Source organism: Shinella zoogloeoides (assembly GCF_003574625.1).
Classification (GTDB): Bacteria; Pseudomonadota; Alphaproteobacteria; order Rhizobiales; family Rhizobiaceae; genus Shinella; species Shinella zoogloeoides_A.
The window spans coordinates 98,300-122,595 of sequence record NZ_QNUJ01000011.1 but is presented as its reverse complement, the minus strand read 5'-3'; the positions used below and the strand labels follow the sequence as shown (position 1 = coordinate 122,595).

At 64.8% G+C, this 24,296-nt stretch carries 25 protein-coding genes and 1 tRNA gene; 14 read left to right on the top strand and 12 right to left on the bottom strand.

The features are described 5' to 3' along the window. Nucleotides 1–66 precede the first annotated feature (66 nt). Complete coding sequence (locus DSD28_RS20810) at nucleotides 67–522, top strand: hypothetical protein (protein ID WP_119258354.1); 456 nt, start codon at nucleotides 67–69, stop codon at nucleotides 520–522. Between the two features lie 10 nt (nucleotides 523–532). On the opposite strand, the gene trmFO is transcribed toward DSD28_RS20810, so the two are convergent. From trmFO to DSD28_RS20795, 3 genes are all read right to left on the bottom strand, one after another. After that, entirely contained in the window at nucleotides 533–1,942 is a 1,410-nt protein-coding gene (trmFO, locus tag DSD28_RS20805) for a methylenetetrahydrofolate--tRNA-(uracil(54)-C(5))-methyltransferase (FADH(2)-oxidizing) TrmFO (protein ID WP_119258353.1), read from the bottom strand. Between the two features lie 155 nt (nucleotides 1,943–2,097). Next, nucleotides 2,098–2,241 (bottom strand): DUF1127 domain-containing protein, encoded by a 144-nt coding sequence (locus tag DSD28_RS20800; protein WP_119258352.1) that lies wholly within the window; start codon nucleotides 2,239–2,241, stop codon nucleotides 2,098–2,100. A 343-nt stretch (nucleotides 2,242–2,584) separates the two neighbouring features. Then, the gene (locus DSD28_RS20795) at nucleotides 2,585–2,728 is read right to left on the bottom strand and encodes a DUF1127 domain-containing protein (RefSeq protein WP_119258351.1); all 144 of its coding nucleotides are present in this window, start codon (nucleotides 2,726–2,728) and stop codon (nucleotides 2,585–2,587) included. 1,058 nt (nucleotides 2,729–3,786) lie between these two features. Between DSD28_RS20795 and DSD28_RS20790 the strand changes: the two genes are divergently transcribed. From DSD28_RS20790 to tig, 4 genes are all read left to right on the top strand, one after another. Continuing rightward, nucleotides 3,787–4,890 carry a DUF2157 domain-containing protein gene (locus DSD28_RS20790; protein ID WP_119258350.1) on the top strand — a complete coding sequence of 368 codons (1,104 nt, stop codon included), beginning with the start codon at nucleotides 3,787–3,789 and terminating at the stop codon, nucleotides 4,888–4,890. A gap of 2 nt (nucleotides 4,891–4,892) precedes the next feature. After that, nucleotides 4,893–5,483: a GDYXXLXY domain-containing protein gene (locus DSD28_RS20785; protein WP_119258349.1), complete on the top strand. Its 591-nt coding sequence runs from the start codon at nucleotides 4,893–4,895 to the stop codon at nucleotides 5,481–5,483. 137 nt (nucleotides 5,484–5,620) lie between these two features. Further along, nucleotides 5,621–5,705 (top strand) — tRNA-Leu (locus tag DSD28_RS20780). A 177-nt stretch (nucleotides 5,706–5,882) separates the two neighbouring features. Continuing rightward, on the top strand, nucleotides 5,883–7,358 hold the full coding sequence (gene tig, locus DSD28_RS20775) for a trigger factor (protein WP_119258348.1): 1,476 nt from the start codon (nucleotides 5,883–5,885) through the stop codon (nucleotides 7,356–7,358). A gap of 75 nt (nucleotides 7,359–7,433) precedes the next feature. On the opposite strand, the gene DSD28_RS20770 is transcribed toward tig, so the two are convergent. Further along, complete coding sequence (locus tag DSD28_RS20770; protein ID WP_119258347.1) at nucleotides 7,434–8,069, bottom strand: glutathione S-transferase family protein; 636 nt, start codon at nucleotides 8,067–8,069, stop codon at nucleotides 7,434–7,436. Between the two features lie 112 nt (nucleotides 8,070–8,181). Beyond that, nucleotides 8,182–9,396 carry an NADP-dependent isocitrate dehydrogenase gene (locus tag DSD28_RS20765; RefSeq protein WP_119258346.1) on the bottom strand — a complete coding sequence of 405 codons (1,215 nt, stop codon included), beginning with the start codon at nucleotides 9,394–9,396 and terminating at the stop codon, nucleotides 8,182–8,184. Between the two features lie 216 nt (nucleotides 9,397–9,612). Between DSD28_RS20765 and DSD28_RS20760 the strand changes: the two genes are divergently transcribed. The 8 genes from DSD28_RS20760 (at nucleotide 9,613) to DSD28_RS20725 (ending at nucleotide 17,149) form a co-directional block, all read left to right on the top strand. Further along, complete coding sequence (locus DSD28_RS20760; protein WP_119258345.1) at nucleotides 9,613–10,188, top strand: hypothetical protein; 576 nt, start codon at nucleotides 9,613–9,615, stop codon at nucleotides 10,186–10,188. Between the two features lie 172 nt (nucleotides 10,189–10,360). Next, nucleotides 10,361–11,191, top strand: coding sequence for an RNA methyltransferase (locus DSD28_RS20755; RefSeq protein ID WP_119258344.1), 831 nt, complete (start codon nucleotides 10,361–10,363; stop codon nucleotides 11,189–11,191). Nucleotides 11,192–11,207: 16 nt separating this feature from the next. Continuing rightward, on the top strand, nucleotides 11,208–11,969 hold the full coding sequence (gene murI / locus DSD28_RS20750) for a glutamate racemase (protein WP_119258343.1): 762 nt from the start codon (nucleotides 11,208–11,210) through the stop codon (nucleotides 11,967–11,969). Nucleotides 11,970–12,088: 119 nt separating this feature from the next. After that, entirely contained in the window at nucleotides 12,089–13,600 is a 1,512-nt protein-coding gene (locus tag DSD28_RS20745) for an ATP-binding protein (RefSeq protein WP_119258342.1), read from the top strand. A gap of 221 nt (nucleotides 13,601–13,821) precedes the next feature. After that, the gene (gene rpsD, locus DSD28_RS20740; protein ID WP_119258341.1) at nucleotides 13,822–14,439 is read left to right on the top strand and encodes a 30S ribosomal protein S4; all 618 of its coding nucleotides are present in this window, start codon (nucleotides 13,822–13,824) and stop codon (nucleotides 14,437–14,439) included. A gap of 74 nt (nucleotides 14,440–14,513) precedes the next feature. Further along, nucleotides 14,514–15,443 carry a glutaminase gene (locus DSD28_RS20735; RefSeq protein ID WP_119258340.1) on the top strand — a complete coding sequence of 310 codons (930 nt, stop codon included), beginning with the start codon at nucleotides 14,514–14,516 and terminating at the stop codon, nucleotides 15,441–15,443. Beyond that, the gene (ttcA, locus tag DSD28_RS20730; RefSeq protein ID WP_348627941.1) at nucleotides 15,373–16,341 is read left to right on the top strand and encodes a tRNA 2-thiocytidine(32) synthetase TtcA; all 969 of its coding nucleotides are present in this window, start codon (nucleotides 15,373–15,375) and stop codon (nucleotides 16,339–16,341) included. Before DSD28_RS20735 ends, ttcA begins: the two co-directional genes overlap by 71 nt. Further along, nucleotides 16,331–17,149 (top strand): inositol monophosphatase family protein, encoded by an 819-nt coding sequence (locus DSD28_RS20725; RefSeq protein WP_119258338.1) that lies wholly within the window; start codon nucleotides 16,331–16,333, stop codon nucleotides 17,147–17,149. Before ttcA ends, DSD28_RS20725 begins: the two co-directional genes overlap by 11 nt. A 164-nt stretch (nucleotides 17,150–17,313) precedes the next feature. On the opposite strand, the gene DSD28_RS20720 is transcribed toward DSD28_RS20725, so the two are convergent. The 6 genes from DSD28_RS20720 to DSD28_RS20695 all read right to left on the bottom strand — a co-directional run bounded on the left by DSD28_RS20720 (nucleotide 17,314) and on the right by DSD28_RS20695 (nucleotide 23,582). Beyond that, the gene (locus DSD28_RS20720; protein ID WP_119258337.1) at nucleotides 17,314–18,519 is read right to left on the bottom strand and encodes a multidrug effflux MFS transporter; all 1,206 of its coding nucleotides are present in this window, start codon (nucleotides 18,517–18,519) and stop codon (nucleotides 17,314–17,316) included. A gap of 125 nt (nucleotides 18,520–18,644) precedes the next feature. Further along, nucleotides 18,645–18,980 (bottom strand): Grx4 family monothiol glutaredoxin, encoded by a 336-nt coding sequence (gene grxD / locus DSD28_RS20715; protein ID WP_119258336.1) that lies wholly within the window; start codon nucleotides 18,978–18,980, stop codon nucleotides 18,645–18,647. 170 nt (nucleotides 18,981–19,150) lie between these two features. Next, nucleotides 19,151–19,387 carry a hypothetical protein gene (locus DSD28_RS20710; RefSeq protein WP_119258335.1) on the bottom strand — a complete coding sequence of 79 codons (237 nt, stop codon included), beginning with the start codon at nucleotides 19,385–19,387 and terminating at the stop codon, nucleotides 19,151–19,153. Between the two features lie 7 nt (nucleotides 19,388–19,394). After that, entirely contained in the window at nucleotides 19,395–19,628 is a 234-nt protein-coding gene (locus tag DSD28_RS20705; protein WP_119258334.1) for a BolA/IbaG family iron-sulfur metabolism protein, read from the bottom strand. Between the two features lie 211 nt (nucleotides 19,629–19,839). After that, entirely contained in the window at nucleotides 19,840–22,059 is a 2,220-nt protein-coding gene (gene purL / locus DSD28_RS20700) for a phosphoribosylformylglycinamidine synthase subunit PurL (RefSeq protein WP_119258333.1), read from the bottom strand. A gap of 104 nt (nucleotides 22,060–22,163) precedes the next feature. Next, entirely contained in the window at nucleotides 22,164–23,582 is a 1,419-nt protein-coding gene (locus tag DSD28_RS20695) for a PLP-dependent aminotransferase family protein (protein WP_119258332.1), read from the bottom strand. 95 nt (nucleotides 23,583–23,677) lie between these two features. Between DSD28_RS20695 and DSD28_RS20690 the strand changes: the two genes are divergently transcribed. Beyond that, nucleotides 23,678–23,893 carry a DUF1127 domain-containing protein gene (locus tag DSD28_RS20690; protein WP_119258331.1) on the top strand — a complete coding sequence of 72 codons (216 nt, stop codon included), beginning with the start codon at nucleotides 23,678–23,680 and terminating at the stop codon, nucleotides 23,891–23,893. A 5-nt stretch (nucleotides 23,894–23,898) separates the two neighbouring features. Here DSD28_RS20690 and DSD28_RS20685 read toward each other — a convergent pair whose 3' ends face one another. After that, nucleotides 23,899–24,291 (bottom strand): hypothetical protein, encoded by a 393-nt coding sequence (locus DSD28_RS20685; RefSeq protein WP_119258330.1) that lies wholly within the window; start codon nucleotides 24,289–24,291, stop codon nucleotides 23,899–23,901. Between the last annotated feature and the right edge of the window lie 5 nt (nucleotides 24,292–24,296).

Sequence of the window (24,296 nt, the reverse complement as noted above, 5' to 3'; positions counted from 1 at the left end):
ACGCAAAACTGGCGCAAGCCTTGTAGGCTACAGCGGCGAAACGTTTTCCGTGGAGGAGTGGAGTCGATGCTCTGGACCGTCACCATCGTCTGCCTGCTGCTGGCGGGCCTGATCTTCCGTCAGCGTTTCCGCAAGCGCAACGAAGAGCCGGAAATGGCAGGGGAGAATGCAGGGCTTGCGATCCTGGAATTCGGCCGCGCCTTTCCGGGCGAGGCGATCCGCGAGGTGATCACCACCGCCAACGGCCGCACGGTCTTCCTGAGGCTGCATGACGGCAAGGCGGGCTGCATGCACGCGCATGGCCACCACTATTCCTGCCACCTCATCGAGCCGGGCACCGTGCGCGTTGCCAGCGCCGGGCCGAAGCGCCTGACGATCGAATTCGCCAACGCCGCCTTCGAGGGCGGCCTGTTCGAATTCCGCGACGAGAAGCAGGCCGCCGAGGTCTCGCTCTGGATGCTCGGCAGCTTCATGCCGGGCATCGCGGCGCAGGACAACCGGACGGCCGGACAGCCGACCTAGTCTCGGCCGGTCAGCGCCCGAGCCAGCGGGCGCAATCTTCCAGCGCCCGGGCCGCCGTCGCCTGCTTCTTGGCGAGCGCCTTGTCCTTGCCGCGGAAACGCTTCACGCCTTCCGGTCTCGTCACCGCTCCCGGCTCCAGCGGCGGGAACAGGCCGAAATTGACGTTCATCGGCTGGAAGGAGCGCTTGCCTGGCTCGTCGTCGGAGACGATGTGGCCGCCGGTGATATGGTTCAGCAGCGCGCCGAAGGCCGTCGTTTCCGGCGGCAGCGACGGCGTTTCGCCGCGGCGCTCGGCGGAGGCGAAGCGGCCGGCCAGAAGACCGATGCTGGCGCTCTCCACATAGCCCTCGCAGCCGGTGATCTGGCCGGCAAAGCGCAGGCCCGGCCGGCCCTTCAGCGCCAGCGAAGGATCGAGCAGCGTCGGCGAGTTGATGTAGGTGTTGCGGTGCAGGCCGCCGAGGCGGGCGAATTCCGCGTTTTCCAGGCCCGGAATGAGGCGGAAGATCTCGGCCTGCGCGCCGTATTTCAGCTTCGTCTGGAAGCCGACCATGTTGTAGAGCGTGCCGAGCGCATTGTCCTGTCGAAGCTGCACGACGGCATAGGGCTTGACCGTCGGATTATGCGCATTGGTGAGGCCCATCGGCTTCATCGGACCGTGGCGCAGCGTCTCGCGGCCGCGCTCGGCCATTACCTCGATCGGCAGGCAGCCGTCGAAATAGGGCGTGCCTTCCCATTCCTTGAAGCCGGTCGTATCGCCGGCGATCAGCGCGTCGATGAAGGCATTGTACTGCGCCTCGTCCATCGGGCAGTTGATATAATCCTTGCCCGTGCCGCCGGGGCCGACCTTGTCGTAGCGCGACTGGTACCAGCAGATATCCATGTCGATGCTGTGCGTATGGATGATCGGCGCGATGGCGTCGAAGAAGGCGAGCGAATCGGCGCCGGTGCGCGCCTGGATGGCCTCGGCGAGCGAGGGCGCGGTGAGGGGGCCTGTGGCGATGATCGCCTGGTCCCACTCCTCCGGCGGCAGGCCCGTCACTTCCTCGCGCGTGATGGTGATCAGCGGGTGGCTTTCGAGCGCGGCCGTCACGGCGGCGGAAAAGCCCTCGCGGTCGACGGCGAGCGCCCCACCGGCCGGCACCTGGTTGGCATCGGCCGAGCGCATGATCAGCGAGCCGGCAAGCCGCATCTCCGCATGCAGAACGCCGACGGCATTGCTGGTCGCATCGTCCGAGCGGAAGGAATTGGAGCAGACGAGCTCGGCAAGGCCGTCCGTCTTGTGGGCGTCCGTGCCGCGCACGCCGCGCATTTCATGCAGGATGACGGGAACGCCGCTCTCGGCGATCTGCCAGGCGGCTTCGGAGCCGGCAAGGCCGCCGCCGATGACATGGATGGGGCTGAAGGAAGAGGTCTTTGTCATGGGCGGTTCGTTACCATGGCGGCCGGTGCATTCCAAGGAAAAGCGCCAGCCGCCTTTGGCATGAGCCCGGAATCAAAAACGGCACCATGCGGTGCCGTTTGAAGTGTTCCTCGCGCGTCGCCGTTTCCGGCCGCAGCGGCGGAAACCAGCGATGCTTAGCGGAACGAACGCGAAGCGATGTCGCGGATGTCGTAGCGGGTCAGGCCGATGTCCGAGAGCGTGTGGTTCGACAGGTTGCCGAGTTCGTTCAGGGTGCGGCGGTAGGAAATCCAGTTCTTTGCAATGCGGATCGGGTTCATGGTCTCTTCCTCGAAGTGTGGCCCGGGAGGTCTGTCTCACCGGTTCGTGACGCCTATATAGGCGACATCCCTGTCAATGTGCAGTGCAAAGAAAATGCAGCTGCTATGCATTTGTGCAATAAGACGGCCACGGAAGAGGCATTTGCCGGACTTGCATGCGGAAGAGGCGAAAAGCGCGCCATTTCAGACAAATAGCAATTTCTGCGGCCGCGAGGCCGGGTCGCTTCTCTTGTCGCGAATGAGAAAAAGCGACATTGTGCGGCGCAAAAAGACGTGCAAAGCAAAACGCCCTCCGGCGGGAGCCGAAGGGCGTTCGAAATGGGATCCGGATGGATCGGCCGGCTTAGTTGGCGGCCTTGCGTGCGATATACGGGATATCGCTGCGGCCGATGCCGAGGTCGCGGAGTTCACGGTCCGTCATGCGGCCGAGTTCGTTGACGGTCTGACGGTACTTGCGCCAGTTGTTGAAAGAGCGTGCCAGGTTCATGTCTTTACCCCTTTCTGGGCTTCCTGCTGGGCGGCCGCTCGTCCTTGGCGCCGCCCCGATCTGATGAAATGGAATATACGCTGCATTGCCGAAATGAACAGCGCTGGAATAGCACGGCACCTATGCGCTTCATGCATGTCAAGCGGAAATTTCGGCAAAATTCTGGCTAAATTCCGGGCTCGCGCCACAAAGGTAAACAAAGCTATGCGCTGAGCTGTGAGTGCAGTGCAAAAAGCAACGCCCGCCGGGGGAGGAGGTCCGGCGGGCGTTGCTGGTCTCGATTGGCAGCTTGGGAGGAGAGGCCGCCAATCCTGTCGGGGACGTCGGGAGGAGGAGATCGTCGCCCGACCGATGAGGACCATATAGATTCGGCCATCGCGGCGCGGTAGGGCCCGGTTGGAATGGCACCCATGCGCGCGACGCATGTATTGCGCAAGGATTGGGCAGATGCCTCGAACGTGCGGGCTGGCCCCAGCGATTTTTCTGGAAAATGCCACGGCTCCGGCCGCTCGCCATGCGCAGGGCGCAAAAATAACGCCCGCTGGGGGAGGAGATCCAGCGGGCGTCATAATAATGATTGGCAACTGGGAGGAGGAGTGTTGCCAATCGTATCGGAGGGACGCTGGGAGGAGGAGTGCGTCGCTCCGAATTCCTGTCGAACTCCGTTTCCGGAGTATCGGGTCCGAGGCATCATGCCGGGCGTTCGACCAGTTCGCCCCCGTCCATCCGTCGCCTCGAAGGCGCCTGACTTTCGGTCTGGATCATCTCTGATCCGATGTCTGCACTATAGCTGCGATTCCCGATTTTGTGCAGTGCAATATGGGCATGGATGATATGCGCCAGCTGCATGTCGTCGGTCGCAAGCCGAAGGGCTTTCTGTTGCTAAATCTGCCATGGATTTCTTTATGTCCGGTTAACCGTGAAGGTCGGACTGCGCGTTTCAGGTGAAAGATCGCCGGTCTTTCGGATTTTCACTGCGATTGCGAATTCCTGCCGGCCCTATATCGTTTCTCAGGCACAGGAATGGAAATACGAAGAGCGAAGGGAACGGTGAGCGGATGTACAGGGGCAGGCTCGAGCGCGATCTCAAACACTGGACGGCGCAGGGCCTGATCGACGCCGCGACCGCCGGCAGCCTGCTTCGCGAATACGATTCCCGCGAAAGCGCCTTCAGTCTCGGCCGCGTGCTGATGATCATCGCGGCCCTTCTCGTTTCCGCCGCCGTGCTTCTGCTCGTCGCCGCCAACTGGGAGGCGATTCCCCGCCTTGTCCGCCTCGTCGGCATCGTGGCGGTGATCTGGGGGGCCTATCTTGCCGGCGGCCTCCTGATCCTTCGCGGGGCGGAGCGGTTCGCCGGGGCCTTCCTGATCCTTAGCACGCTCGCCTTCGGCGGCGCGATTGCGCTGGTCGGGCAGATGTATCATCTGTCCGGCGATGCGTTCCAGGCGGCGCTCGTCTGGTTCGCCGGCGCGGTGGTTACCGCCGTGCTTTTCCGCTCCGGCGCCGTCGCGGCCGTCGCCGGCTTCCTCGCCTTCGTGGTGGCGGGGGCCGACTGGACGCAATCCTATAGTGTCGACGATACCGTGCTGCTCTGGCTGATGCCGCTGATGGCCGTGATCGTCATCCTGCTCGTGCGCTATACGGGCGCCGACCGCGTCCGCCATCTTGCCTATCTGCTGCTCCTCGTCTGGCTCGCCTATCTCTATGGAGAGAACGAGACGCCGGCGGCCGCCATCGCGATTGCCGCTTTCGGCGCGGTCGCCTATCTCGCCGCCGCCCTGCCGCAGTCGCCGCTTCACGCGCTTGCCCGCAGCGCCGGGGCAGCGCCCGCCTTTTATGCCTATCTCGTGCTGCTGCTCGGCCTTCTCGCGCTGCATTCCGAATTCGACAGCGTGGAGCAGCGGCTTTTCGTCGGCATCGTCACGCTCGGCGCTGCCATTCTCGGTATCGCGCTCTCCGGCAAGGAGAACGGCGCGGTGCGCTATCTCGGCTATGTCGTCTTCGCCGCCGAGACACTGTATCTTGCATCCGAGACGATCGGCTCGATCATCGGCACGTCCGGATTCTTCCTTGTCGCGGGGTTCGTCGTCGCCCTCATCGCCTGGGCGGTGATCGCGCTGGAACGTCGCCTTTCCCATGCCGGCACGAAGGCGGAGGCCTGACCATGACCGAATCCCGCTTCTTCCGCCTCCCGCCGCTCGTTGCCGCCATCGTCGCCGCCGCACTGCAGACGGCCGTCATCGGCTATGTGGTCGAGAGCCGCGCCTCCATCCTGCGCAACGGCGCGGATATCCGCCTGAAGACCATGCCGGTCGATCCGCGCGATCTCCTGCGCGGCGACTATGTGACGCTTTCCTATCCCATCTCGACCATCCCGAAATCGATCGTCACCGGCGCCGTTCCGCAAAGCGGCGCGCGCGTGCGTCTCGACGTCCGCGTCAGGCCCGGCGCCGACGGGCTCTGGACGGCGACGGAGGCGAGCTTCGCCGGCCTCGCTCCGCAGGAAGGCAGCGTCGTGCTGCGCACGCAGCCCTTCGAGATCTACTCGTCCGTCGATGGCGAGCTTCCCGATACGCTCTTCGTCCAGTACGGCATCGAGCGTTATTATGTCCCGGAGGGCGAGGGCAGGGCGCTGGAGAGCGCCCGCAACGCGGAGGAGCTCGAGATCGAGGCGCGCGTCGCCAGGGACGGAACGCCGCAGATCGCCCGGCTGATCCTGAAGGGCGAGCCGGTCTACGAGGAGCCGCTCTATTGAGGCGAGAAGGGCCGGGACAGCGGCTTTTCGGCCACATTTTTCCTTTGATCCGCGGAAAACGGGTGATATAGAGACGCCGCGCTCGGAAGGCGCCACGGGAGCGGCCTTGCCCCCTGTGGCAAGACGGTTTCTGAGACGCGGGTATGGTGAAATTGGTAGACACGCCAGATTTAGGTTCTGGTGCCGCAAGGCGTGGGAGTTCAAGTCTCTCTACCCGCACCAGAGCCACCAGACGTGGAAATGGAGGTTTCCGCGTCCTGTGGAGCATTAGAGCGCCATTTTGCTTGCCAAAAGGCCACCGAATTCAGTAAAGCCACTGCCGGCAAATGGACCGGCGGGGTGCTCGCCATAACCGGAAGGCCGGTTTGAGCACCGCCAACTCGAAATGAAGGTTTGAACATGCAGGTTATCGAAACGCTCGCTGAAGGGCTGAAGCGCGAAATCAAGGTCGTCATCCCGGCCAAGGACATGGAAGCTCAGATGAACGAGCGTCTTGAAGACGTGAAGGGCCGTGTCCGCATCAACGGCTTCCGTCCGGGCAAGGTACCGTTCGCACATCTCAAGAAGATGTACGGCAAGTCCGTCATGGCCGAGCTGGTCAACGAGATCGTTCGCGACCGTCCGTCCGCGATTCTCTCCGAGCGCGGCGAAAAGTCCGCCACGCAGCCGGAAGTCGCGATGACCGAGGACCAGGCCGAAGCGGAAAAGATCCTGAACGGCGAAGCCGATTTCGAGTTCACGCTGTCCTACGAAGTCATCCCGGCCATCGCGCTGAAGGATAATTCCGGTATCGCCGTCACGCGCGAAGTCGTCGACATCGACGCCAAGGAAGTCGACGAGCAGATCCTCAAGATCGCCGAAAGCGCCCGTTCCTACGAGACGAAGAAGGGCAAGGCCGCCGACGGCGACCGCGTCACCATCGATTATCTCGGCAAGGTCGACGGCGTTGCCTTCGACGGCGGCAAGGACGAAGACGCAGAACTCGTCCTCGGCTCCAACCGCTTCATCCCGGGCTTCGAAGAGCAGCTCGTCGGCCTGAAGGCTGGCGACGAGAAGGTCATCACCGTCACCTTCCCGGCTGACTACCCGGCCGCTAACCTTGCCGGCAAGGAAGCCACCTTCGACATCAACGTCAAGGAAGTCGCTGCCGCCGCCGCCATCGAGATCAACGACGAACTCGCTTCCAAGCTCGGCCTCGAATCGGCCGACAAGCTGCGCGAGATCGTCCGCGGCCAGATCGAAAGCCAGTACGGCTCGGTCACCCGCCAGAAGGTCAAGCGTCAGATCCTCGACCAGCTCGACGAGATGTACAAGTTCGACACGCCGGAACGCCTGGTCGACGCCGAGTTCGAGAACATCTGGCGCCAGATCAACACGGACCTCGCCCAGTCCGGCAAGACCTTCGCTGACGAAGACACGACGGAAGAAGCCGCTCGCGAGGAATATCGCAAGCTCGCCGAACGCCGCGTCCGCCTCGGCCTCGTCCTCTCGGAAATCGGCGAGAAGGCCGGCGTCCAGGTTTCGGACGAAGAGATGCAGCAGTCGCTCTTCCAGCAGCTTCGCCAGTTCCCGGGCCAGGAAAAGCAGATCCTCGAATACTTCCAGAAGACCCCCGGCGCCGCCGCTTCGCTGCGCGCCCCGATCTTCGAAGAGAAGGTCGTCGATCACCTGCTCGGCGAAATCAAGGTAACGGACAAGACCGTTTCCAAGGACGAGCTGATGGCTGACGACGAAGAGGGCTCCGAGAAGGAAGCCAAGAAGGCCGCGCCGAAGAAGAAGGCTGCCGCCAAGGCTGAAGCTGCGGAAGGCGAGGAAGCCGCTCCGAAGAAGAAGGCCCCGGCCAAGAAGAAGGCCGCCGAAGGCGACGCCGAGTAATCGGTTCCATCCCATCGCATACGGAAAGGCCGCCCATCGGGCGGCCTTTTTGCTTCGGGCAACATAAAATCCCGGTCAGCCCTTCGCCGCCTGGAGCTGGCGATGCATCTCCTCGTCGTCGAGGGCGGTTGCCTTGATATGGGCGGGGCGGTCCTTCAGGCGGTCCCAATAGGACCTGAATTCCGGGCGGTCTTCCAGTGAGCCGAATTGCAGGCCCCAGCTGATATGCGAGCCGACATAGACGTCGGCAGCCGTGAACGTGTCGCCGGCAATGTAGGGATGGCGTGTGACGGCGAAGGAGAGGGTATCCAGCGCCGTCCCGTAGCTGCCGCAGCCGAGGGCGCGCTGGCGCTCCTGTGGCACCTCCATGCCGAAGGCCTTGAGCGAGACGGCCGTTTCGAGTGGCCCGGCCGCGAAGAACAGCCAGCGGTAATAATCGCCGCGCCGGTCCGTCGGCGGGGCGAGCCCGGCTTCCGGGAAAGCATCCGCCATATAGGCGCAGATCGCGGCGGCTTCCGTGACGATCGTCTCGCCATGTCGGATGGCGGGCACCTTGCCCATCGGATTGACCGCAAGATAGTCCGGCGCCTTGATCGAACCCTCGAAGGTCAGCCACTCGACGCGGTAGGGCGCGCCGGCCTCCTCCAGCATCCAGCGGGCGATGCGCCCGCGCGACATGGGGTTGCTGTAGAGTACCAGTTCCTCGGCCATGATAGTCTCCTCTGCATGCGGTGTGCGGGAGAATAGGGCCGGAGGAGAGGCGTGCAAGTCTGGGCAAAGAAAAAGCCTGGCGCTGGGGCCGGGCTTTTCTCTATCGGTTGGCTCAGGCGGCCATGGCCTTGCGGAGGTTCTCGTCGATCTTGTCGAGGAAGCCGGTGGTGGAGAGCCACGGCTGGTCGGGACCGATGAGGAGGGCGAGGTCCTTGGTCATGAAGCCGGCTTCGACCGTGTCGACGCAGACGCGTTCCAGCGTCTCGGAGAACCTGGCGAGCTCCGCATTGCCGTCGAGCTTGGCGCGGTGGGCGAGGCCACGGGTCCAGGCGAAGATCGAGGCGATGGAGTTGGTCGAGGTTTCCTCGCCCTTCTGGTGCTGGCGGTAGTGGCGCGTAACCGTGCCGTGCGCAGCTTCCGCTTCGACCGTCTTGCCGTCCGGCGTCATCAGGACCGAGGTCATCAGGCCGAGCGAGCCGAAGCCCTGGGCCACGATGTCGGACTGCACGTCGCCGTCGTAGTTCTTGCAGGCCCAGACATAGCCGCCGGACCACTTGAGCGCCGAGGCGACCATGTCGTCGATCAGGCGATGCTCGTACCAGAGCTTGGCTTCCTTGAACTTGTCGGCGAATTCGGCGTCGAAGACCTGCTGGAAAATATCCTTGAAGCGGCCGTCATAGACCTTAAGGATGGTGTTCTTGGTGGAGAGATACACCGGCACCTTGCGCTGCAGGCCGTAGTTGAACGACGCGCGGGCGAATTCGGTGATCGAATCGTCGAGGTTGTACATGCCCATGGCGACGCCGGCGGACGGCGCGTCGTAGACCTCGTATTCGATCTCCTTGCCGTCCTCGCCGATGAACTTCATCATCAGCTTGCCCTTGCCGGGGAACTTGAAGTCGGTGGCGCGGTACTGGTCGCCGAAGGCGTGGCGGCCGACGATGATCGGCTTGGTCCAGCCCGGCACGAGGCGCGGCACGTTCTTGCAGATGATCGGCTCGCGGAAGATGACGCCGCCGAGGATGTTGCGGATCGTGCCGTTCGGCGACTTCCACATCTTCTTCAGCTTGAATTCCTCGACGCGGGCTTCGTCCGGCGTGATGGTGGCGCACTTGACGCCGACGCCGTGCTTCTTGATGGCGTTGGCCGCGTCGATCGTCACCTGGTCGTCGGTGGCGTCGCGGTTTTCCATGCCGAGGTCGTAATATTCGAGGTCGATATCAAGGTAGGGGTGGATCAGCTTGTCCTTGATGAACTGCCAGATGATGCGCGTCATCTCGTCGCCGTCGAGCTCGACGACGGGATTGGCGACCTTGATCTTTGCCATGGGAACCTCGTGTTTTCTGAGGGGCTGGGCGCCCCGGATCGTGGACTTGAAAGAACCGCTTGGCCCTATAGCACTCGCGGCCGGGAAGGCAAAGCCGACCAATGGATGAGGCGGTTTATTTTCGCGGGCGGGCGGAATAAGTTTTGCCACGATTCCGTCTCAGGAAGGTCTGCCCGCGGTGGGCGCCCGGGCCTTCCGCCACCAATGGAGAATGCGATGTCGCGTTTCGGTCTGGCTGCGCTTGCCCTTCTGCTTCCCCTGTCCGCCGAGGCGGCCGATTTCAAGGCGCCGGTCGCCGAAATCATGTCCGCGGCGACCAGCAACTGGCAGGATACGGGAACGGACAACGACAATCCGCCGCCCTATACGGACTATTTCAGCGAGGATTTCCTGACGCGCCTCTACAGCAAGGACTTCGTCGCGAAATACCGGGAAGCCGCGAAATACCCCGCCTACGAGGACGGCGGCTCGCCCTTCGACTACGATCCGATCATCGGCGGGCAGGACGGCTGCGCTCTCAAGGATGTCGTGACGACCGAAGGCCAGCCGGCGAACGGCGCGGAGGACGTCACCGTCACCTTCGACAACAGCCATTGCTTCGGCGAGCGTGCCTCGGACTGGCAGCCGGAGAAGCTGGTCTTCAAGGTGGTCGAGGAGGACGGCCGGGCCGTCATCGACGATATCGAGCGCACCAGCTTCGAGGAGGGCGCTTCGCTCAAGAAGGAACTTGAGCAGATCGCCGAGGAGGGACCGAACGGCGGAGCCGGCAGCGCTGCCGAAAATCCGGACTGAGTGCCGCGCGCACTTTTCATTTCGGGCCGCTTGTGTCAGTGAGCCCCCGAATTTCTAGAGCATTTCCAGAAAAAGTGCGCAGCGGTTTTGCGTTCGGAAATGCGGCAAAACAAAAAGGTAGAGCGTTTTCGCAATTCGGAGAAAAGCGAAAATGCTCTGGGGATATTTGGGTATGGCAGGCACGAACAGCGAACGCACGCTGATCGCCGAAGGACCGGCGATCATCCTCGTTCATCCGCAACTGGGCGAAAACATCGGCATGGTGGCGCGTGCCATGGCGAATTTCGGGCTGGCGGAACTGCGCCTGGTCAACCCGCGCGACGGCTGGCCGAGCGAGAAGGCGATCTCCGCCGCCAGCAAGGCAGATCACGTCATCGAGGCCGCCAAGGTCTATCCCTCGCTGGAGGAGGCCGTCTCCGACCTCGAATTCGTCTATGCCACCACGGCGCGCGACCGCTACGGCTACAAGGAAGTCCGCTCCCCGGTTGTCGCCGCCGACGACCTGCGCACGCGCTTCCGGGCCGGGCAGAAGACCGGCATTCTCTTCGGCCGCGAGCGCACGGGCCTCACCAACGAGGAGATCGCGCTCGCCGACGAGCTGGTGACCTTCCCGGTCAATCCCGCCTTCGCTTCGCTCAACCTCGCCCAGGCCGTGCTCCTCATGAGCTACGAGTGGATGAAGAGCGGCCTTGCCTCCGTCGAGGACACGCCCTTCGACGCGCTGCCGCAGCGCCCCGCCAAGAAGGAAGAACTCCAGGGCCTCTTCGACCATGTGGAAGAGACGCTCGATGCGCGCGGCTACTTCCGCCCCGCCGAAAAAAAGCCCAAACTGGTGGAGAACCTGCGCGCCATCCTGACGCGTCCTTCCTTCACCGGCACGGAGATCCAGGTCTTGCGCGGCATCGTCTCCTGCCTCGATCGCTTCACGCGGGAATCGCCGCGCGGTGCGACCAATCCCAACCGCACCCGCAACCGCCGGCCCAAGGTGCCCCGTGACGAATAGCGCCAAGCCAGTTCTCATGTTCGACAGCGGTATCGGAGGCCTCACCGTGCTGCGCGAGGCTCGCGTGCTGATGCCGGAGCGGCATTTCACCTATGTCGCCGACGATGCGGGCTTTCCCTATGGCGGCTGGGAAGAGCCGGCGCTGAAGGCGCATATCGTCGAGCTCTTCGGCAAGCTCCTGAACGAGCACGACCCGGAAGTCTGCGTCATCGCCTGCAACACCGCCTTCACGCTCGTCGGCGCGGACCTGCGCGCCGCCTTTCCGCACATGCCCTTCGTCGGCACCGTTCCGGCCATCAAGCCCGCCGCCGAGCGCACGCGCTCCGGCCTCGTCTCGGTGCTGGCGACACCCGGCACGGTCAAGCGCGCCTATACGCGCGACCTCATCCAGTCCTTTGCCAGCCAGTGCGACGTCCGCCTCGTCGGCTCGGAAAATCTCGCCCGCATGGCCGAGGCCTATATCCGCGGCGAAAGCCTTTCCGACCAGGCGGTGCGCAGCGAGATCATTCCCTGCTTCGTCGACGAGATGGGCCGCAAGACCGATATCGTCGTGCTTGCCTGCACACATTATCCCTTCATGGCGAACCTCTTCCGCAAGCTCGCCCCCTGGCCGGTCGACTGGCTCGACCCCGCCGAGGCGATCGCCCGCCAGACCCGCCGCCTCGTCCCGCCGCTGGAAACCATCGCGCCCGGCGAGGACATCGCCGTCTTCACCTCCGGCAGGCCGGATTTCGCGACGTGCCGGCTGATGCAGGGTTTTGGTCTGCGCGTCGTCTGACACGGCATTCCTGTGGGTTTTTCAAAAGCCGGGCGCGACGGGCGTTGATTTCGTGTTAGGGCTTGCCGGCCCTCCGCAGGCGGCCGGGCGAATCGGATTTTTCAGGAACGAGGAACGGGATGAAGGTCGGCATCGACATGGGAACGGTGCAGGGCGGCGCACCGGCCAGGCTCGATATCGAGGAACTGCTGGCGACGCGCCTGCTCGTGCAGGGCAATTCGGGTTCGGGCAAGTCGCATCTCCTGCGCCGCCTGCTCGAACAGTCCGCGCAATGGGTGCAGCAGGTCATCATCGATCCCGAAGGGGACTTCGTCACGCTGTCCGACCGCTTCGGCCATGTGGTGGTCGATGGCGAGCGCACGGAGGCGGAGCTTGTCGGCATCGCCACCCGCATTCGCCAGCATCGCGTGTCCTGCGTGCTCTCGCTGGAGGGCCTTGAGGCCGACGAGCAGATGCGCGCGGCCGGCATCTTCCTCAACGCGCTGTTCGATGCGGATCGCGACTACTGGTATCCGGTGCTTGTTGTCGTCGACGAGGCGCAGCTTTTCGCCCCCGCCGTCAGCGGCGAAGTCTCCGAAGAAGCGCGCAAACTCTCGCTCGGCGCGATGACGAACCTGATGTGCCGTGGCCGAAAGCGCGGCCTTGCCGGCGTCATCGCCACGCAGCGCCTCGCCAAGCTTGCCAAGAACGTCGCCGCCGAAGCCTCCAACTTCCTGATGGGCCGCACCTTCCTCGATATCGACATGGCGCGCGCCGCCGATCTTCTCGGCCTCGACCGGCGGCAGGCGGAAATGTTCCGCGACCTGCCGCGCGGCTCCTTCGTCGCGCTCGGCCCGGCGCTGTCGCGCCGCCCGCTGCCGGTGACGATCGGCGCGGTCGAGACCTCCGCGCGCTCCACCAGTCCCAAGCTGATGCCCCTGCCGGATGCGCCGCAGGATGTCGAAGACCTGATCTTCACGCCGGACCCGGACGAATTCACACGTCCCGTCGTCCGCCGCGCGCCGCCCGCGCCGCGCCCGACGACGGATATCCTTGCCGAACTTTCCCGCGCCCGGCCGGAGCCGGTGCAGACGGAGGCGAAAGCCCCAGCGCCGGAGATTTCCGCCGAGGAGCGCGAAAGCCTGCTCGACCAGGCGCTCGCCGAAATCCTCGCCAACCCCGAGGCCGCCTTCCGGGCCGATGCCGAAATGTTCCAGGATTTCCTCGTGCGCTGCCGCATCCGCCGCGTGCCCGGCGCGCCGCTCTCGCTGCCGGCCTTCAGGCGCAAGATGGCGGTCGCCCGTTCGGGTGTGGATGCCGAGACGGCGGCGACGGAGGTCTGGGCGAGGGCGCTCGATCTTTCCCGCAGCGTCACCGAGGATTTGCAGGGCGTGTTCCTGCTCGTCGCGCAGGCGGCGGTGCGCGGGCTGGCCTGCCCCTCGGATGCGCGGATCGCGCGCGCCTATGGCACCCATTCGGCCCGCCGCGCGCGCCGTCTCCTCGGCTATTTCGAGGAGCAGGGGCTGGTGGTCGTGCACAGCGATCTCGCCGGCCACCGCATCGTCGCCTTCCCGGACCTCGGCTGCGAGACGCTGCCGGGCGACGCCAACGGGCCGGACCTTGCGGATTCTCACCGCGATGCCGCGGAATAGTCGGATTTCCGGGCTTTCCGCGTTGACATCTTCCTGAAACCCGCCTAATGACCCCGCCAGCGCCGGGCAGAAATGTCCGGTGTTTCATTTGACATGTCCCGTGGATTCTCCGGTCGCGATCGTGAGAAACCTGTCGGAACCCGAAAAAGGTTCAGAGGAGGGCGTGTTTCCTTCAGCCGGTCCCGCAAGGGAACGGCATAACAAGACCTAGAGGAAATGCGATGAGCAAGCGCGCTGCATCCAAGTACAAAATCGACCGCCGTATGGGCGAAAACATCTGGGGCCGTCCGAAGTCCCCGGTCAACCGCCGCGAATACGGCCCGGGCCAGCACGGCCAGCGCCGCAAGTCCAAGCTTTCGGACTTCGGTGTTCAGCTCCGCGCCAAGCAGAAGCTGAAGGGCTACTATGGCGATATCCGCGAGAAGCAGTTCCGCGCGATCTTCGCCGAAGCCGAACGCCGCAAGGGCGACACCCCGGAAAACCTGATCGGCCTGCTCGAATCGCGCCTCGACGCGATCGTCTACCGCGCCAAGTTCGTTCCGACGGTCTTCGCTGCCCGTCAGTTCGTCAACCACGGCCACGTCAAGGTCAACGGCGTCCGCGTCAACATCGGTTCCTACCGCTGCAAGCCGGGCGACGTCATCGAAGTCAAGGAAAAGTCCAAGCAGCTCGTCACGGTTCTCGAATCCGTTGGCCTCGCTGAACGCGACGTTCCGGACTACATCGAAGCCGACCACAACAAGATGACCGCGACCTTCGTTCGCGTTCCGGTTCTCTCCGACGTTCCCTACGCGGTCGTCATGGAACCGCACCTGGTCGTCGAATTCTACTCGCGTTAATTCGCGAAAGACGCCTTGCGCAATCTGGAAAAGCCGCCAAGAGATTGGCGGCTTTTTCTTTTGGGGGTACCCGCGTGACAGACCTTCAGGCTATCGTCGAGGAAATCCATGCGAGCCTGTCGCCGCGGCGCGGCGAGGGCAAGGTGGCCGATTACATTCCGCAGCTTGCCCATGTGGACCCTCAGAAATTCGGCATGGCCGTCGTTACGGTCGATGGCGAAACCCACCTTGCCGGCGACGCGGATGAGGCCTTTTCCATCCAGAGCATCTCAAAGGTCTTCACCCTGACGCTGGCGCTCGGCAAGCATGGCGAGGGCATCTGGAAGCGCGTCGGGCGCGAGCCCTCCGGCTCGGCCTTCAATTCCATTGTCCAGCTCGAACAGGAAGCCGGCATCCCGCGCAATCCCTTCATCAATGCCGGGGCCATCGCCATCACAGATCTCGTGCTCGCCGGCCACACGCCGAAGGAGGCGATCGGCGAGGTCGTGCGCTTCCTGCGCTATCTGGCGGACGAGGAGGATATCATCGTCGACCAGGCCGTGGCGCGCTCGGAGCAGGCGACGGGCTTCCGCAATTTCGCGCTCGCCAATTTCATGCGCTCCTTCGGCAAGCTCGACCATGCGGCCGAACTGGTGCTCGGCGTCTATTTCCATCAATGCGCGCTGGCGATGAGCTGCCGGCAGCTGGCGCGGGCAGGGCTGTTCCTCGCCAACAGCGGCACCAATCCTCTCACCGGCCACCGCGTCGTCTCGCATCTTCGGGCGCGGCGCATCAATGCCCTGATGCTGACCTGCGGCCACTATGACGGCTCGGGCGATTTTGCCTATCGCGTCGGCCTGCCCGGCAAGAGCGGCGTCGGCGGCGGTATCCTCGCCGTCGCGCCCGGAAAGGCCTCGGTCGCGGTCTGGTCGCCGGGCCTCAACGAGAACGGCAATTCGCTGCTCGGCTCGTTGGCGCTGGAAATGCTGGCAACGCGCACCGGCTGGTCCGTCTTCGGGGCTTGATTGTGCCGGCCGTTCGGGGCATTGCAGGCGCATGACCCTTGCCCTTGCCGAAATCGAAGACGATGCACCGGAGGATGGCCGCCATCCGCTCTTCGCGGATGCGCCGTCGAGCGTCTCCTTCAACAAGCTGCGCAAGCGCCTGCTCCGCCACGTGCGGCAGGCGATGGACGACTTCGCCATGCTCAAGGGCCAGAAGCGCTGGCTCGTCGGCCTTTCCGGCGGCAAGGACAGCTACGGCCTGCTGGCGCTCCTCATGGACCTCCAATGGCGCGGCCTGCTGCCCGTCGAGCTGATCGCCTGCAATCTCGACCAGGGCCAGCCGAACTTTCCCAAGCACATCCTGCCGGACTACCTGAAATCCATCGGCGTGAAACACCGCATCGAATATCGCGACACCTACTCCATCGTGAAGGAGAAGGTGCCGACGGGAGCGACCTATTGCTCGCTCTGCTCGCGGCTCCGGCGCGGCAACCTTTATCGCATCGCCCGGGAGGAGGGCTGCGACGCGCTGGTGCTCGGCCACCATCGCGAGGATATCCTCGAGACCTTCTTCATGAACTTCTTCCACGGCGGGCGGCTCGCCGCCATGCCGCCGAAGCTCTTGAACGACGAGGGCGATCTGATGGTGCTGCGTCCGCTCGCCTATGCGGCGGAGGACGACCTTGCGAAATTCGCCGCCGCCATGCGCTTCCCGATCATTCCCTGCGACCTCTGCGGCTCGCAGGACGGTCTCCAGCGCAATGCGATGAAGGCGATGCTGGCGGATATCGAGACGCGCATGCCGGGCCGCAAGGACGCCATGCTGCGGGCGCTGGGCCACACCAACCCGTCCCATCTCCTCGATCCGAAGCTTTTCGATTTCTCCTCCCTGGAAACGGTAAGACAAAATGACGATTGACATCAATGCGCTGGCGCTCGTGCTCGCACAGGCGGCCGAGGCCGAAATCCGCCCGCGCTTCCGCGCCCTCGGCAAGGGCGACATCCGCACCAAGGCGGACGCCAACGACCTCGTGACGGAAGCCGACGAGGCGGCCGAGCGCTTCATCAAGCGCGAGGTGACGGCGCAGTTTCCGGGCGTGCTGTTCGTCGGTGAGGAATCGGTCGCGGCCGATCCTGCGCTGCTGGGCAAGCTTGCGGATGCAGAGCTCGCCATCGTCGTCGATCCGATCGACGGCACCTTCAATTTCGCGGCCGGCGTGCCGCTCTTCGGCGTCATGGCGGCCATCGTTTCCGGCGGCGAGACGGTCGGCGGCATCATCTACGATCCGATGGGCGACGATTTCGTGATGGCGGAAAAGGGCGGCGGCGCCTGGCAGACGGGCGATCATCGCCCGGCGGTCCGGCTGAAGACGCGCGGCGCCGCGCCGCTCGAGGCGATGACCGGCATGGCATCCACCAGCTTCCTCGACCGCGCGCGCCGCGCCCGCGTCCTGTCGAACCTCGCCAAGGTCGCCTTCGTTTCCAACTATCGCTGCGCCGCGCACGAATACCGCACCTTCGCGGGCGGCAACCTGCATTACCTCATGTACAACAAGCTGATGCCCTGGGATCACCTCGCCGGCACGCTGATCGCGCGGGAGGCCGGCGCCTATGCCGCCCGTTTCGACGGCTCGGCCTACAGGCCCCATCACGTCGAGGGTGGCCTGCTGCTGGCGCCGGACAGGGAAAGCTGGGAGATGCTTCGCCGCGAGGTCTTCGTCGACTGAGTGGAGCGCATTGAATGAAAAGGCCCGGCTGCATCCGCATCCGGGCCTTTTGTTTGCCTTCAAGCCTTGCCTCCCGTCATCCTCGGGCTCGACCCGAGGATCCACGCCGTGAAGAGGGGCAGGCTGGGAAGCGGAGCGGAACTGCATGCAGCCCCGCCGCCTTCTCAAACCGGCTTGTTATGCGGCTGGAACAGCTTCCCGTGCTCGGCGATCAGCACGAAGATGAGGCCGATCACCGAGAGGGTGAAGAAGCCGATGACCAGCGGCAGCGAGGTGCCGTTGAAGGACTGGCCGATGATCGCGCCGATCACCGTGCCGCCGGCCGTGCCCATGAAGCCGAGCACCGAAGAGGCTGTGCCGGCGACGTGGCCAAGCGGCTCCATGGCGAGCGAGTTGAAGTTCGAGCCGATCCAGCCGAACTGGAACATCGTCAGCGCGAAGATCACGATGAAGATCGCAAACGGCAGATGCGTCGGCCAGAGCAGCGTCAGGACGAGCCAGATCGTGTTCACGGTCAGGAAGCCGAGCAGTGCGCCATGCGACAGGCGCCGCATGCCGAAGCGCCCGACGAGCCGCGAATTGACGAAGGACGACAGGGCCATGAAGGCGGCGACGCCGGCGAAGGCGAGCGGGAACCACACGCCGAGCCCGTAGATGCCGACATAGATCTGCTGCGCCGAGTTGATGAAGCCGAAGAGCCCGCCGAAGATGAAGGTGCTCGCCAGCGTGTAGCAGAGCGCCACGCGGTCGGTGAGAACGATGCGGAAGCCGCCGAGTATCGAGCGCGCCGTGAAGGGGCGCACGTCCTCGGGATGCAGGGTCTCCGGCAGGCGGATATACATCCACGTGCCGACGACCACGGTCATGACCGCCATGAAGATGAAGATCAGGTGCCATTCGCCGAACAGCATGACGACCTGGCCGGTGCCCGGCGCCATGACCGGAACGACCATGAAGACCATCATGATGAGCGACATGACCTCCGCCATCGCGCGCCCGCCGAAGACGTCGCGGACGATGGAGACGGTGATGACGCGCGTTGCGGCCGAGCCGATGCCCTGGATGAAGCGCAGCGCCAGCAGCGCGGCGAAGCTCGGCACGAGGATGGCGAAGAGCGACGACACGGCATAGATGGCAAGGCCGAAGAGCATCGGCTTGCGCCGGCCGAAACGGTCGGAGATCGGGCCGTAGAAGAGCTGCGCGCAGGCAAAGCCGATCAGGTAGGCCGAGATGACATATTGGCGGTGGTTCTCGTTCTCGACGCCGAGGCTGGCGCCGATCTCCTGGAGACCGGGCAGCATGATGTCGATGGCGAGCGCGTTGAGCGCCATCAGGAGGGCCATCAGTGCGATGAATTCTACTTTGCCCATGCCTTTCAGGCGCTGGGCCGATTCAGGGGAAAGTCCAGACATATCAATTTATTCCATGAAAGAGATAAGGCGCCGCTGGGTGCGGCGCCTTTTGAAAAGCTTGCCGGCGAAAGATCGGAAAGGCGTCAGGCGGCGCCCTTGACGGCGATGCCCTGGCCCTGAAGATGGGTCTGCAACTCGCCCGACTGGAACATCTCGCGCACGATGTCGCAACCGCCGACGAACTCACCCTTCACGTAAAGCTGCGGGATGGTCGGCCAGTTGGAATAGTCCTTGATGCCCTGGCGGATGTCGGCGTCGGCGAGCACGTTGATGCCCTTGTAGTCGACACCCACATAGTCGAGGATCTGCACGACCTGGCCGGAGAACCCGCACTGGGGGAATTCCGGCGTGCCCTTCATGAACAGGACGACGTCGTTGGTCTTCACTTCATTGTCGATGAAATCGTGGATGCCGCTCATTTCAATATTCCCTGGCAAATCGGCTTCAAGGGCCGATGCGATGAACCGTTCGCCCTAGATAACAATCTCGTGTGACAATTGCCAGAAGCGCCCGGGAAAAAACGCCGGGGGCTGCCTTACGACTTGCGGGGTGTTGCGCGTTCGCCGCGCCTTTGCCCGGTCGGTCGAGGCTAGCGGTTGCGCTGGGGGCTGCGGCTTGCCGCCGTCCTGCGGCGGCTCACCTGCTTGCGGGCGCGCCGCGCCGGCTTCTTCTCCGGCTTCAGCACGGCTTCGATCACGTCGGCGAGGAGGCCGCCCGAGGCCTTCCTGCGGCGGGTCGAAGCCGACCGCACGCCGGTCTTCTTCAGCACCTCCTTGAGGGCTGCGTCCACCACGCCGCTGACGAGGTCCTTGATGAGGTCGGCCACCGCCGGATCAGTCCGGCGCGGAGGTCTGGAGGGCGAGGGCATGCAGCACACCGCCCATATTGCCCTTCAGCGCTTCGTAGACCATCTGGTGCTGCTGCACGCGGCTCTTGCCGCGGAAGCTTTCCGCCACCACCTCGGCCGCATAGTGGTCGCCGTCGCCGGCAAGGTCGCGGATCGTCACCTTGGCGTCCGGAATGCCTTGCTTGATGAGGGTTTCGATGTCGCCGGCGCTCATTGCCACAGTGAAGTCTCCGATTCCGTTATTGCCCATGCAGGATAGTGGCGAACATCCGGAAAGGTCAATCGCAGAGGTCGTCCATCCCGGCTTCTACAAGAGCGGCCGCGCGCGACTGCGGCCAGGCTGTGCGTCGCAGCCCGCCGCAAAAGGAAACGGGCTCATCGTTCCGCTGGAACGATGAGCCCGCAAATCACCTGGCGTCGATGCCCGCCGATCAGGCGGCTTCGCCGTCCATGAATGCCGGGAACCAGCCTTCGTGGGCCGTTTTCAGGCTGGCGACCGGCAGCGACAGGAGGTCGCCGACGGAAAGCGCATCGCCGCCCACCGTGCCGAGGCGGCGGAACGGCACGCCCGCGCCTTCCGCATTGGCACAGACGAAGTTGGCGAGATCGGCCGGCACGGCGATGACGTAGCGGGCCTGGTCTTCGCCGAAGAGCAGCGCATGGGCCGGGCCGTTCGCCTCGGAAAGGTCGATCCTGGCGCCCTTGCCGGAGGACATCGCCATTTCCGCGAGCGCGACGGAAAGGCCGCCCGAGGAGATGTCGTGGCAGGCCGTGACCTGGCCATTGCGGATGGCCGAGCGCACGAAGTCGCCGTTGCGACGTTCCGCATAGAGGTCGACTTCCGGGGCCGGGCCGTCGACGATGCCGAGCACGTCGCGCAGATAGACGGACTGGCCGAGATGGCTGCCGTCGACGCCGATGAGGAGGAGATGGTCGCCGTCCTTCGCGCCGCCGATCTTCGCCATGACGGACCAGTCGGGCAGCAGGCCGACGCCGGCGATGGTCGGGGTCGGCAGGATCGCGATGCCGTTGGTCTCGTTGTAGAGCGAGACGTTGCCGGAGACGATGGGGAAGTCGAGCGCGCGGCAGGCTTCGCCGATGCCCTCGATGGCCTTGACGAACTGGCCCATGATCTCGGGCTTTTCCGGGTTGCCGAAGTTCAGGTTGTCAGTGGAGGCGAGCGGCTCGGCGCCGGTCGCAGTGATGTTGCGCCAGCATTCGGCGACGGCCTGCTTGCCGCCCTCGAACGGATCGGCCTCGACATAGCGCGGGGTCACGTCGGAGGAGAAGGCGAGCGCCTTGGTGGCATGGCCCTCGACGCGCACGACGCCGGCGTCGCCGCCCGGGATCTGCAGCGAATTGCCCTGGATCAGCGTGTCGTACTGCTCGTAGACCCAGCGGCGGCTCGACTGGTTCGGCGAACCGACGAGCTTGAGGAGGGCCTGTCCGTAGTCGTTCGGCTCGGCGACCAGATTGGCCGGCAGCGGGGCGGGCTTGCCCGGCTCGCGCCAGGGGCGGTCGTATTCCGGCGCTTCGTCGCCGAGCTGCTTGATCGGCAGGTTGGCGACTTCCTCGCCCTGGTGCAGGATGCGGAAGCGCAGGTCGTCCGTCGTATAGCCGACAATGGCGAAGTCGAGGCCCCACTTGACGAAGATGGCCTTGGCTTCCTCTTCCTTGGCAGGCTCGAGAACCATGAGCATGCGCTCCTGGCTTTCCGAAAGCATCATCTCATAGGCGGTCATCTGCTCTTCGCGCACCGGAACCAGATCGAGGTTCAATTCGATGCCGAGGTCGCCCTTGGCGCCCATCTCGACGGCCGAGCAGGTGAGGCCGGCCGCGCCCATGTCCTGGATGGCGATGACGGCGCCGGTCTGCATCAGCTCGAGGCAGGCTTCCAGCAGGCACTTCTCGGTGAAGGGGTCGCCGACCTGAACGGTCGGGCGCTTCTCCTCGATGGACTCGTCGAATTCGGCCGAGGCCATGGTCGCGCCGCCGACGCCGTCGCGGCCGGTCTTGGCGCCGAGATAGACGACCGGCAGGCCGACGCCCTTGGCTTCGGACAGGAAGATCGCGTTGGACTTGGCAAGGCCGGCGGCAAAGGCGTTGACGAGGATGTTGCCATTGTAGCGCGCGTCGAACTCGACTTCGCCGCCGACGGTCGGCACGCCGAAGGAGTTGCCGTAGCCGCCGACGCCGGCGACGACGCCCGAGACGAGGTGGCGGGTCTTCGGATGGTCCGGCTCGCCGAAGCGCAGCGCGTTCATCGCCGCGACCGGGCGGGCGCCCATGGTGAAGACGTCGCGCAGGATGCCGCCGACGCCGGTCGCCGCACCCTGGTAGGGCTCGATATAGGACGGGTGGTTGTGGCTCTCCATCTTGAAGACCACGCAGTCGCCGTCGTCGATATCGACCACGCCGGCATTCTCGCCCGGGCCCTGGATGACGCGCGGACCCTTGGTCGGCAGCGTGCGAAGCCAGCGCTTGGAGGACTTGTACGAGCAGTGCTCGTTCCACATGGCCGAGAAGATGCCGAGTTCGGTGAAGGTCGGCTCGCGGCCGATCAGCGAGAGGATGCGGTCGTATTCATCCGGCTTCAGCCCGTGGGCGGCAATCAGCTCCGGGGTGATCGGGCGGGTGTTCGAAATGGTCATCGTCGCTCGTCTTGTCGGTGGAGGGCAGGATTGCGGTCTCTTTACCCCATGCTGCTTTGCAGCGCGACAGGAAAATGACCGCCAACCACATGAGAAAGCGGCTTTCAGGCCGGGCTGTCGTAGCCTGTCGGACCATGGGCGAGCAGGCGGCGCAGCCGCGTCAGGCCGGTGACGACGTCCTCGCGGTTCTCCGGCGAGGAAAGGCCGATGCGCACCCGGTAGAAGGTCTTTTCGGTGCGGCCGGCCTTGAACTCGTCCTCGTCGTCGATGAGGATATCCTCGTCGAAGGCCGCCTGCCGGAAGGTGCCGGCGAGCCAGGGGTCGGGCAGCTTCAGCCAGAGGAACGGCACGCGCGGGTGCGAGTTGAAATCGAGCCCGGCGAAGATGTCCCGCGCATGGGCCTCGCGGGCGCCGACTTCCTCGGCCACCCTGCCGCGGATGGTGTCCGCCATGCCGCTCAGCACCAGCCGCGCACCGAGTTCGGCAAGCAGATAGGGCAGGCCGCCGCTCACCATCTTGTGGGCGATGCGCACGCGCTGGGCAAGATGCGGCGGGCAGGCGATCCAGCCGCCGCGCACCCCGGCCGCGACGCTCTTCGACAGGCCGCCGACGAGGAAGGTGCGGTCCGGCGCGATTTCCGCCAGCAGCGGAATGCCGGTGTCCGCCGTCGCGCCGTAGAGATTGTCCTCCACGAGGAAGACATTGTGCCGCCTGGCAATGGCGGCAATGGCACGGCGGCGCTCCTCCGGCATGGTGGCGAGGGTCGGGTTCTGTGCCGAAGACATCAGGAAGGCGAGCTTGGGATGTTGCTGCAGGCAGACCCGCTCGAAATCTTCGGGAATGACCCCCTCGGCATCCGACTCGACGAGCGCGGTCTGGCGGCCGAGGAGGGCGGTGCCGCGGCTGATCTGCGAATAGGTGACGTGCTCGAAGGCGATGCGGTCGCCGGGCGAGGTGATGACCGAAACCGCGGCAATGACCGCCGCATGCGCGCCCAGCGTCGGCACGATGCTGTCGAGGCTCGGCTGCCAGTCGCCCTGTTTCAGCCAGCGCCGCCCGGCCTCCAGCCAATGCTGCGGGAAGTTGCGGGTGTAGCTGGCGATCTCGTTCGGCTGCTCGCGGCAGATGGCGGAAAGGATATCGGTGATGACGGCCGACTGGCCGACATCCGTCGCCGCCGTCGTGTCGAAGCGCAGCTTGCCCGGCGGGGCATTGGCGGCCCGCGTGCCGGAAAGCCGTGCGCTGACCGTGTCGATCGGCGCCGGCTCGTCCTCCGCGCCCGTGCCGAGCACATAGGTTCCGCGCCCGACTTCGCCGCTGACGAGGCCGCGCTCGCGCACCATGCTGTAGGCGCGGCTGATCGTGCCGATCGTCACGCCGACATCATAGGCGAGGTTGCGCTGTGGCGGCAGCTTGCTGCCGGCGGCGAGCGCCCCGGTATTGATCGCCTGCTCGATCTGGTCGGCGATGCGGACATAGAGCGGCCCGTCGGAGGCCTGGAGATCGGGTAGCCAATTTGTCATGGTGGCAATTCTTATATTGCACCGTTTTGTGAGTCAATTCATCTCTGTCTTTGCCGATTGTCACTATTTCCGGTGACATTTCAGGAGATGCAGTGATGGCAATTGAGACATTTTACGCCGGCACGGAGCTAAAGTCGCGCGGCGCGTTCCGCGTGATCCTTCGTCGCGCATGGCGCGTCTATCAGGCATGGCGTATCAGGCGACACACGCGTTATGCGCTGCTGGAACTGACGGACGAGCAGCTTCGCGATGTCGGGCTCACCCGCAGCGAAGCCCGGCGTGAGGCCGGAAAGTCCTATTTCTGGGATTGATCCCGTCAGCAGCCCTTGCCGCCGCCGGCCCAGCGCTTGACGTCGGTCGCGATGCGCGGACCGACGGCTTCGCCCATCAGCGGGCCGAATGCGTCGAGCTTGGCGGGGCTTCCTTCAGCCTGCACGACGAGCAGCGGCCGGGCTTCCGGCGAATTGCGGTGGACGACCAAGATGCGCGGGCGGCCGGAGAAGGAATTCAGCTCCGGCGCGAGGCGATAGGCCTTGAAGGCCGGATCGCCAGACTTGAACCAGCAGCTATTCGCGCCGAGCGCGACCCGCTCCATCATCGGAAGGGCGCGATTGTCGGCCTTCGGCGCCGGGGTCTTCGCCTGGCAGCCGGCCATGGCCGCAGCGGCGACGAGCGGCAGGAGGAGCTTGGCGGAGAGGAGAGGGCGCATGGAAG

What these genes read in the sequence shown, in the direction of transcription:
- DSD28_RS20770 (WP_119258347.1), bottom strand. Translation starts at nt 8,069, where the DNA reads ATGGCCGAGGAACTGGTACTCTACAGCAACCCCATGTCGCGCGGGCGC.
- DSD28_RS20760 (WP_119258345.1), top strand. Translation starts at nt 9,613, where the DNA reads ATGTCGCGTTTCGGTCTGGCTGCGCTTGCCCTTCTGCTTCCCCTGTCC.
- DSD28_RS20720 (WP_119258337.1), bottom strand. Translation starts at nt 18,519, where the DNA reads ATGGGCAAAGTAGAATTCATCGCACTGATGGCCCTCCTGATGGCGCTC.
- DSD28_RS20755 (WP_119258344.1), top strand. Translation starts at nt 10,361, where the DNA reads ATGGCAGGCACGAACAGCGAACGCACGCTGATCGCCGAAGGACCGGCG.
- DSD28_RS20790 (WP_119258350.1), top strand. Translation starts at nt 3,787, where the DNA reads ATGTACAGGGGCAGGCTCGAGCGCGATCTCAAACACTGGACGGCGCAG.
- murI (WP_119258343.1), top strand. Translation starts at nt 11,208, where the DNA reads ATGTTCGACAGCGGTATCGGAGGCCTCACCGTGCTGCGCGAGGCTCGC.
- DSD28_RS20690 (WP_119258331.1), top strand. Translation starts at nt 23,678, where the DNA reads ATGGCAATTGAGACATTTTACGCCGGCACGGAGCTAAAGTCGCGCGGC.
- trmFO (WP_119258353.1), bottom strand. Translation starts at nt 1,942, where the DNA reads ATGACAAAGACCTCTTCCTTCAGCCCCATCCATGTCATCGGCGGCGGC.
- tig (WP_119258348.1), top strand. Translation starts at nt 5,883, where the DNA reads ATGCAGGTTATCGAAACGCTCGCTGAAGGGCTGAAGCGCGAAATCAAG.
- rpsD (WP_119258341.1), top strand. Translation starts at nt 13,822, where the DNA reads ATGAGCAAGCGCGCTGCATCCAAGTACAAAATCGACCGCCGTATGGGC.
- purL (WP_119258333.1), bottom strand. Translation starts at nt 22,059, where the DNA reads ATGACCATTTCGAACACCCGCCCGATCACCCCGGAGCTGATTGCCGCC.
- DSD28_RS20685 (WP_119258330.1), bottom strand. Translation starts at nt 24,291, where the DNA reads ATGCGCCCTCTCCTCTCCGCCAAGCTCCTCCTGCCGCTCGTCGCCGCT.
- DSD28_RS20725 (WP_119258338.1), top strand. Translation starts at nt 16,331, where the DNA reads ATGACGATTGACATCAATGCGCTGGCGCTCGTGCTCGCACAGGCGGCC.
- DSD28_RS20695 (WP_119258332.1), bottom strand. Translation starts at nt 23,582, where the DNA reads ATGACAAATTGGCTACCCGATCTCCAGGCCTCCGACGGGCCGCTCTAT.
- DSD28_RS20800 (WP_119258352.1), bottom strand. Translation starts at nt 2,241, where the DNA reads ATGAACCCGATCCGCATTGCAAAGAACTGGATTTCCTACCGCCGCACC.
- grxD (WP_119258336.1), bottom strand. Translation starts at nt 18,980, where the DNA reads ATGAGCGGCATCCACGATTTCATCGACAATGAAGTGAAGACCAACGAC.
- DSD28_RS20810 (WP_119258354.1), top strand. Translation starts at nt 67, where the DNA reads ATGCTCTGGACCGTCACCATCGTCTGCCTGCTGCTGGCGGGCCTGATC.
- DSD28_RS20745 (WP_119258342.1), top strand. Translation starts at nt 12,089, where the DNA reads ATGAAGGTCGGCATCGACATGGGAACGGTGCAGGGCGGCGCACCGGCC.
- DSD28_RS20785 (WP_119258349.1), top strand. Translation starts at nt 4,893, where the DNA reads ATGACCGAATCCCGCTTCTTCCGCCTCCCGCCGCTCGTTGCCGCCATC.
- DSD28_RS20795 (WP_119258351.1), bottom strand. Translation starts at nt 2,728, where the DNA reads ATGAACCTGGCACGCTCTTTCAACAACTGGCGCAAGTACCGTCAGACC.
- DSD28_RS20765 (WP_119258346.1), bottom strand. Translation starts at nt 9,396, where the DNA reads ATGGCAAAGATCAAGGTCGCCAATCCCGTCGTCGAGCTCGACGGCGAC.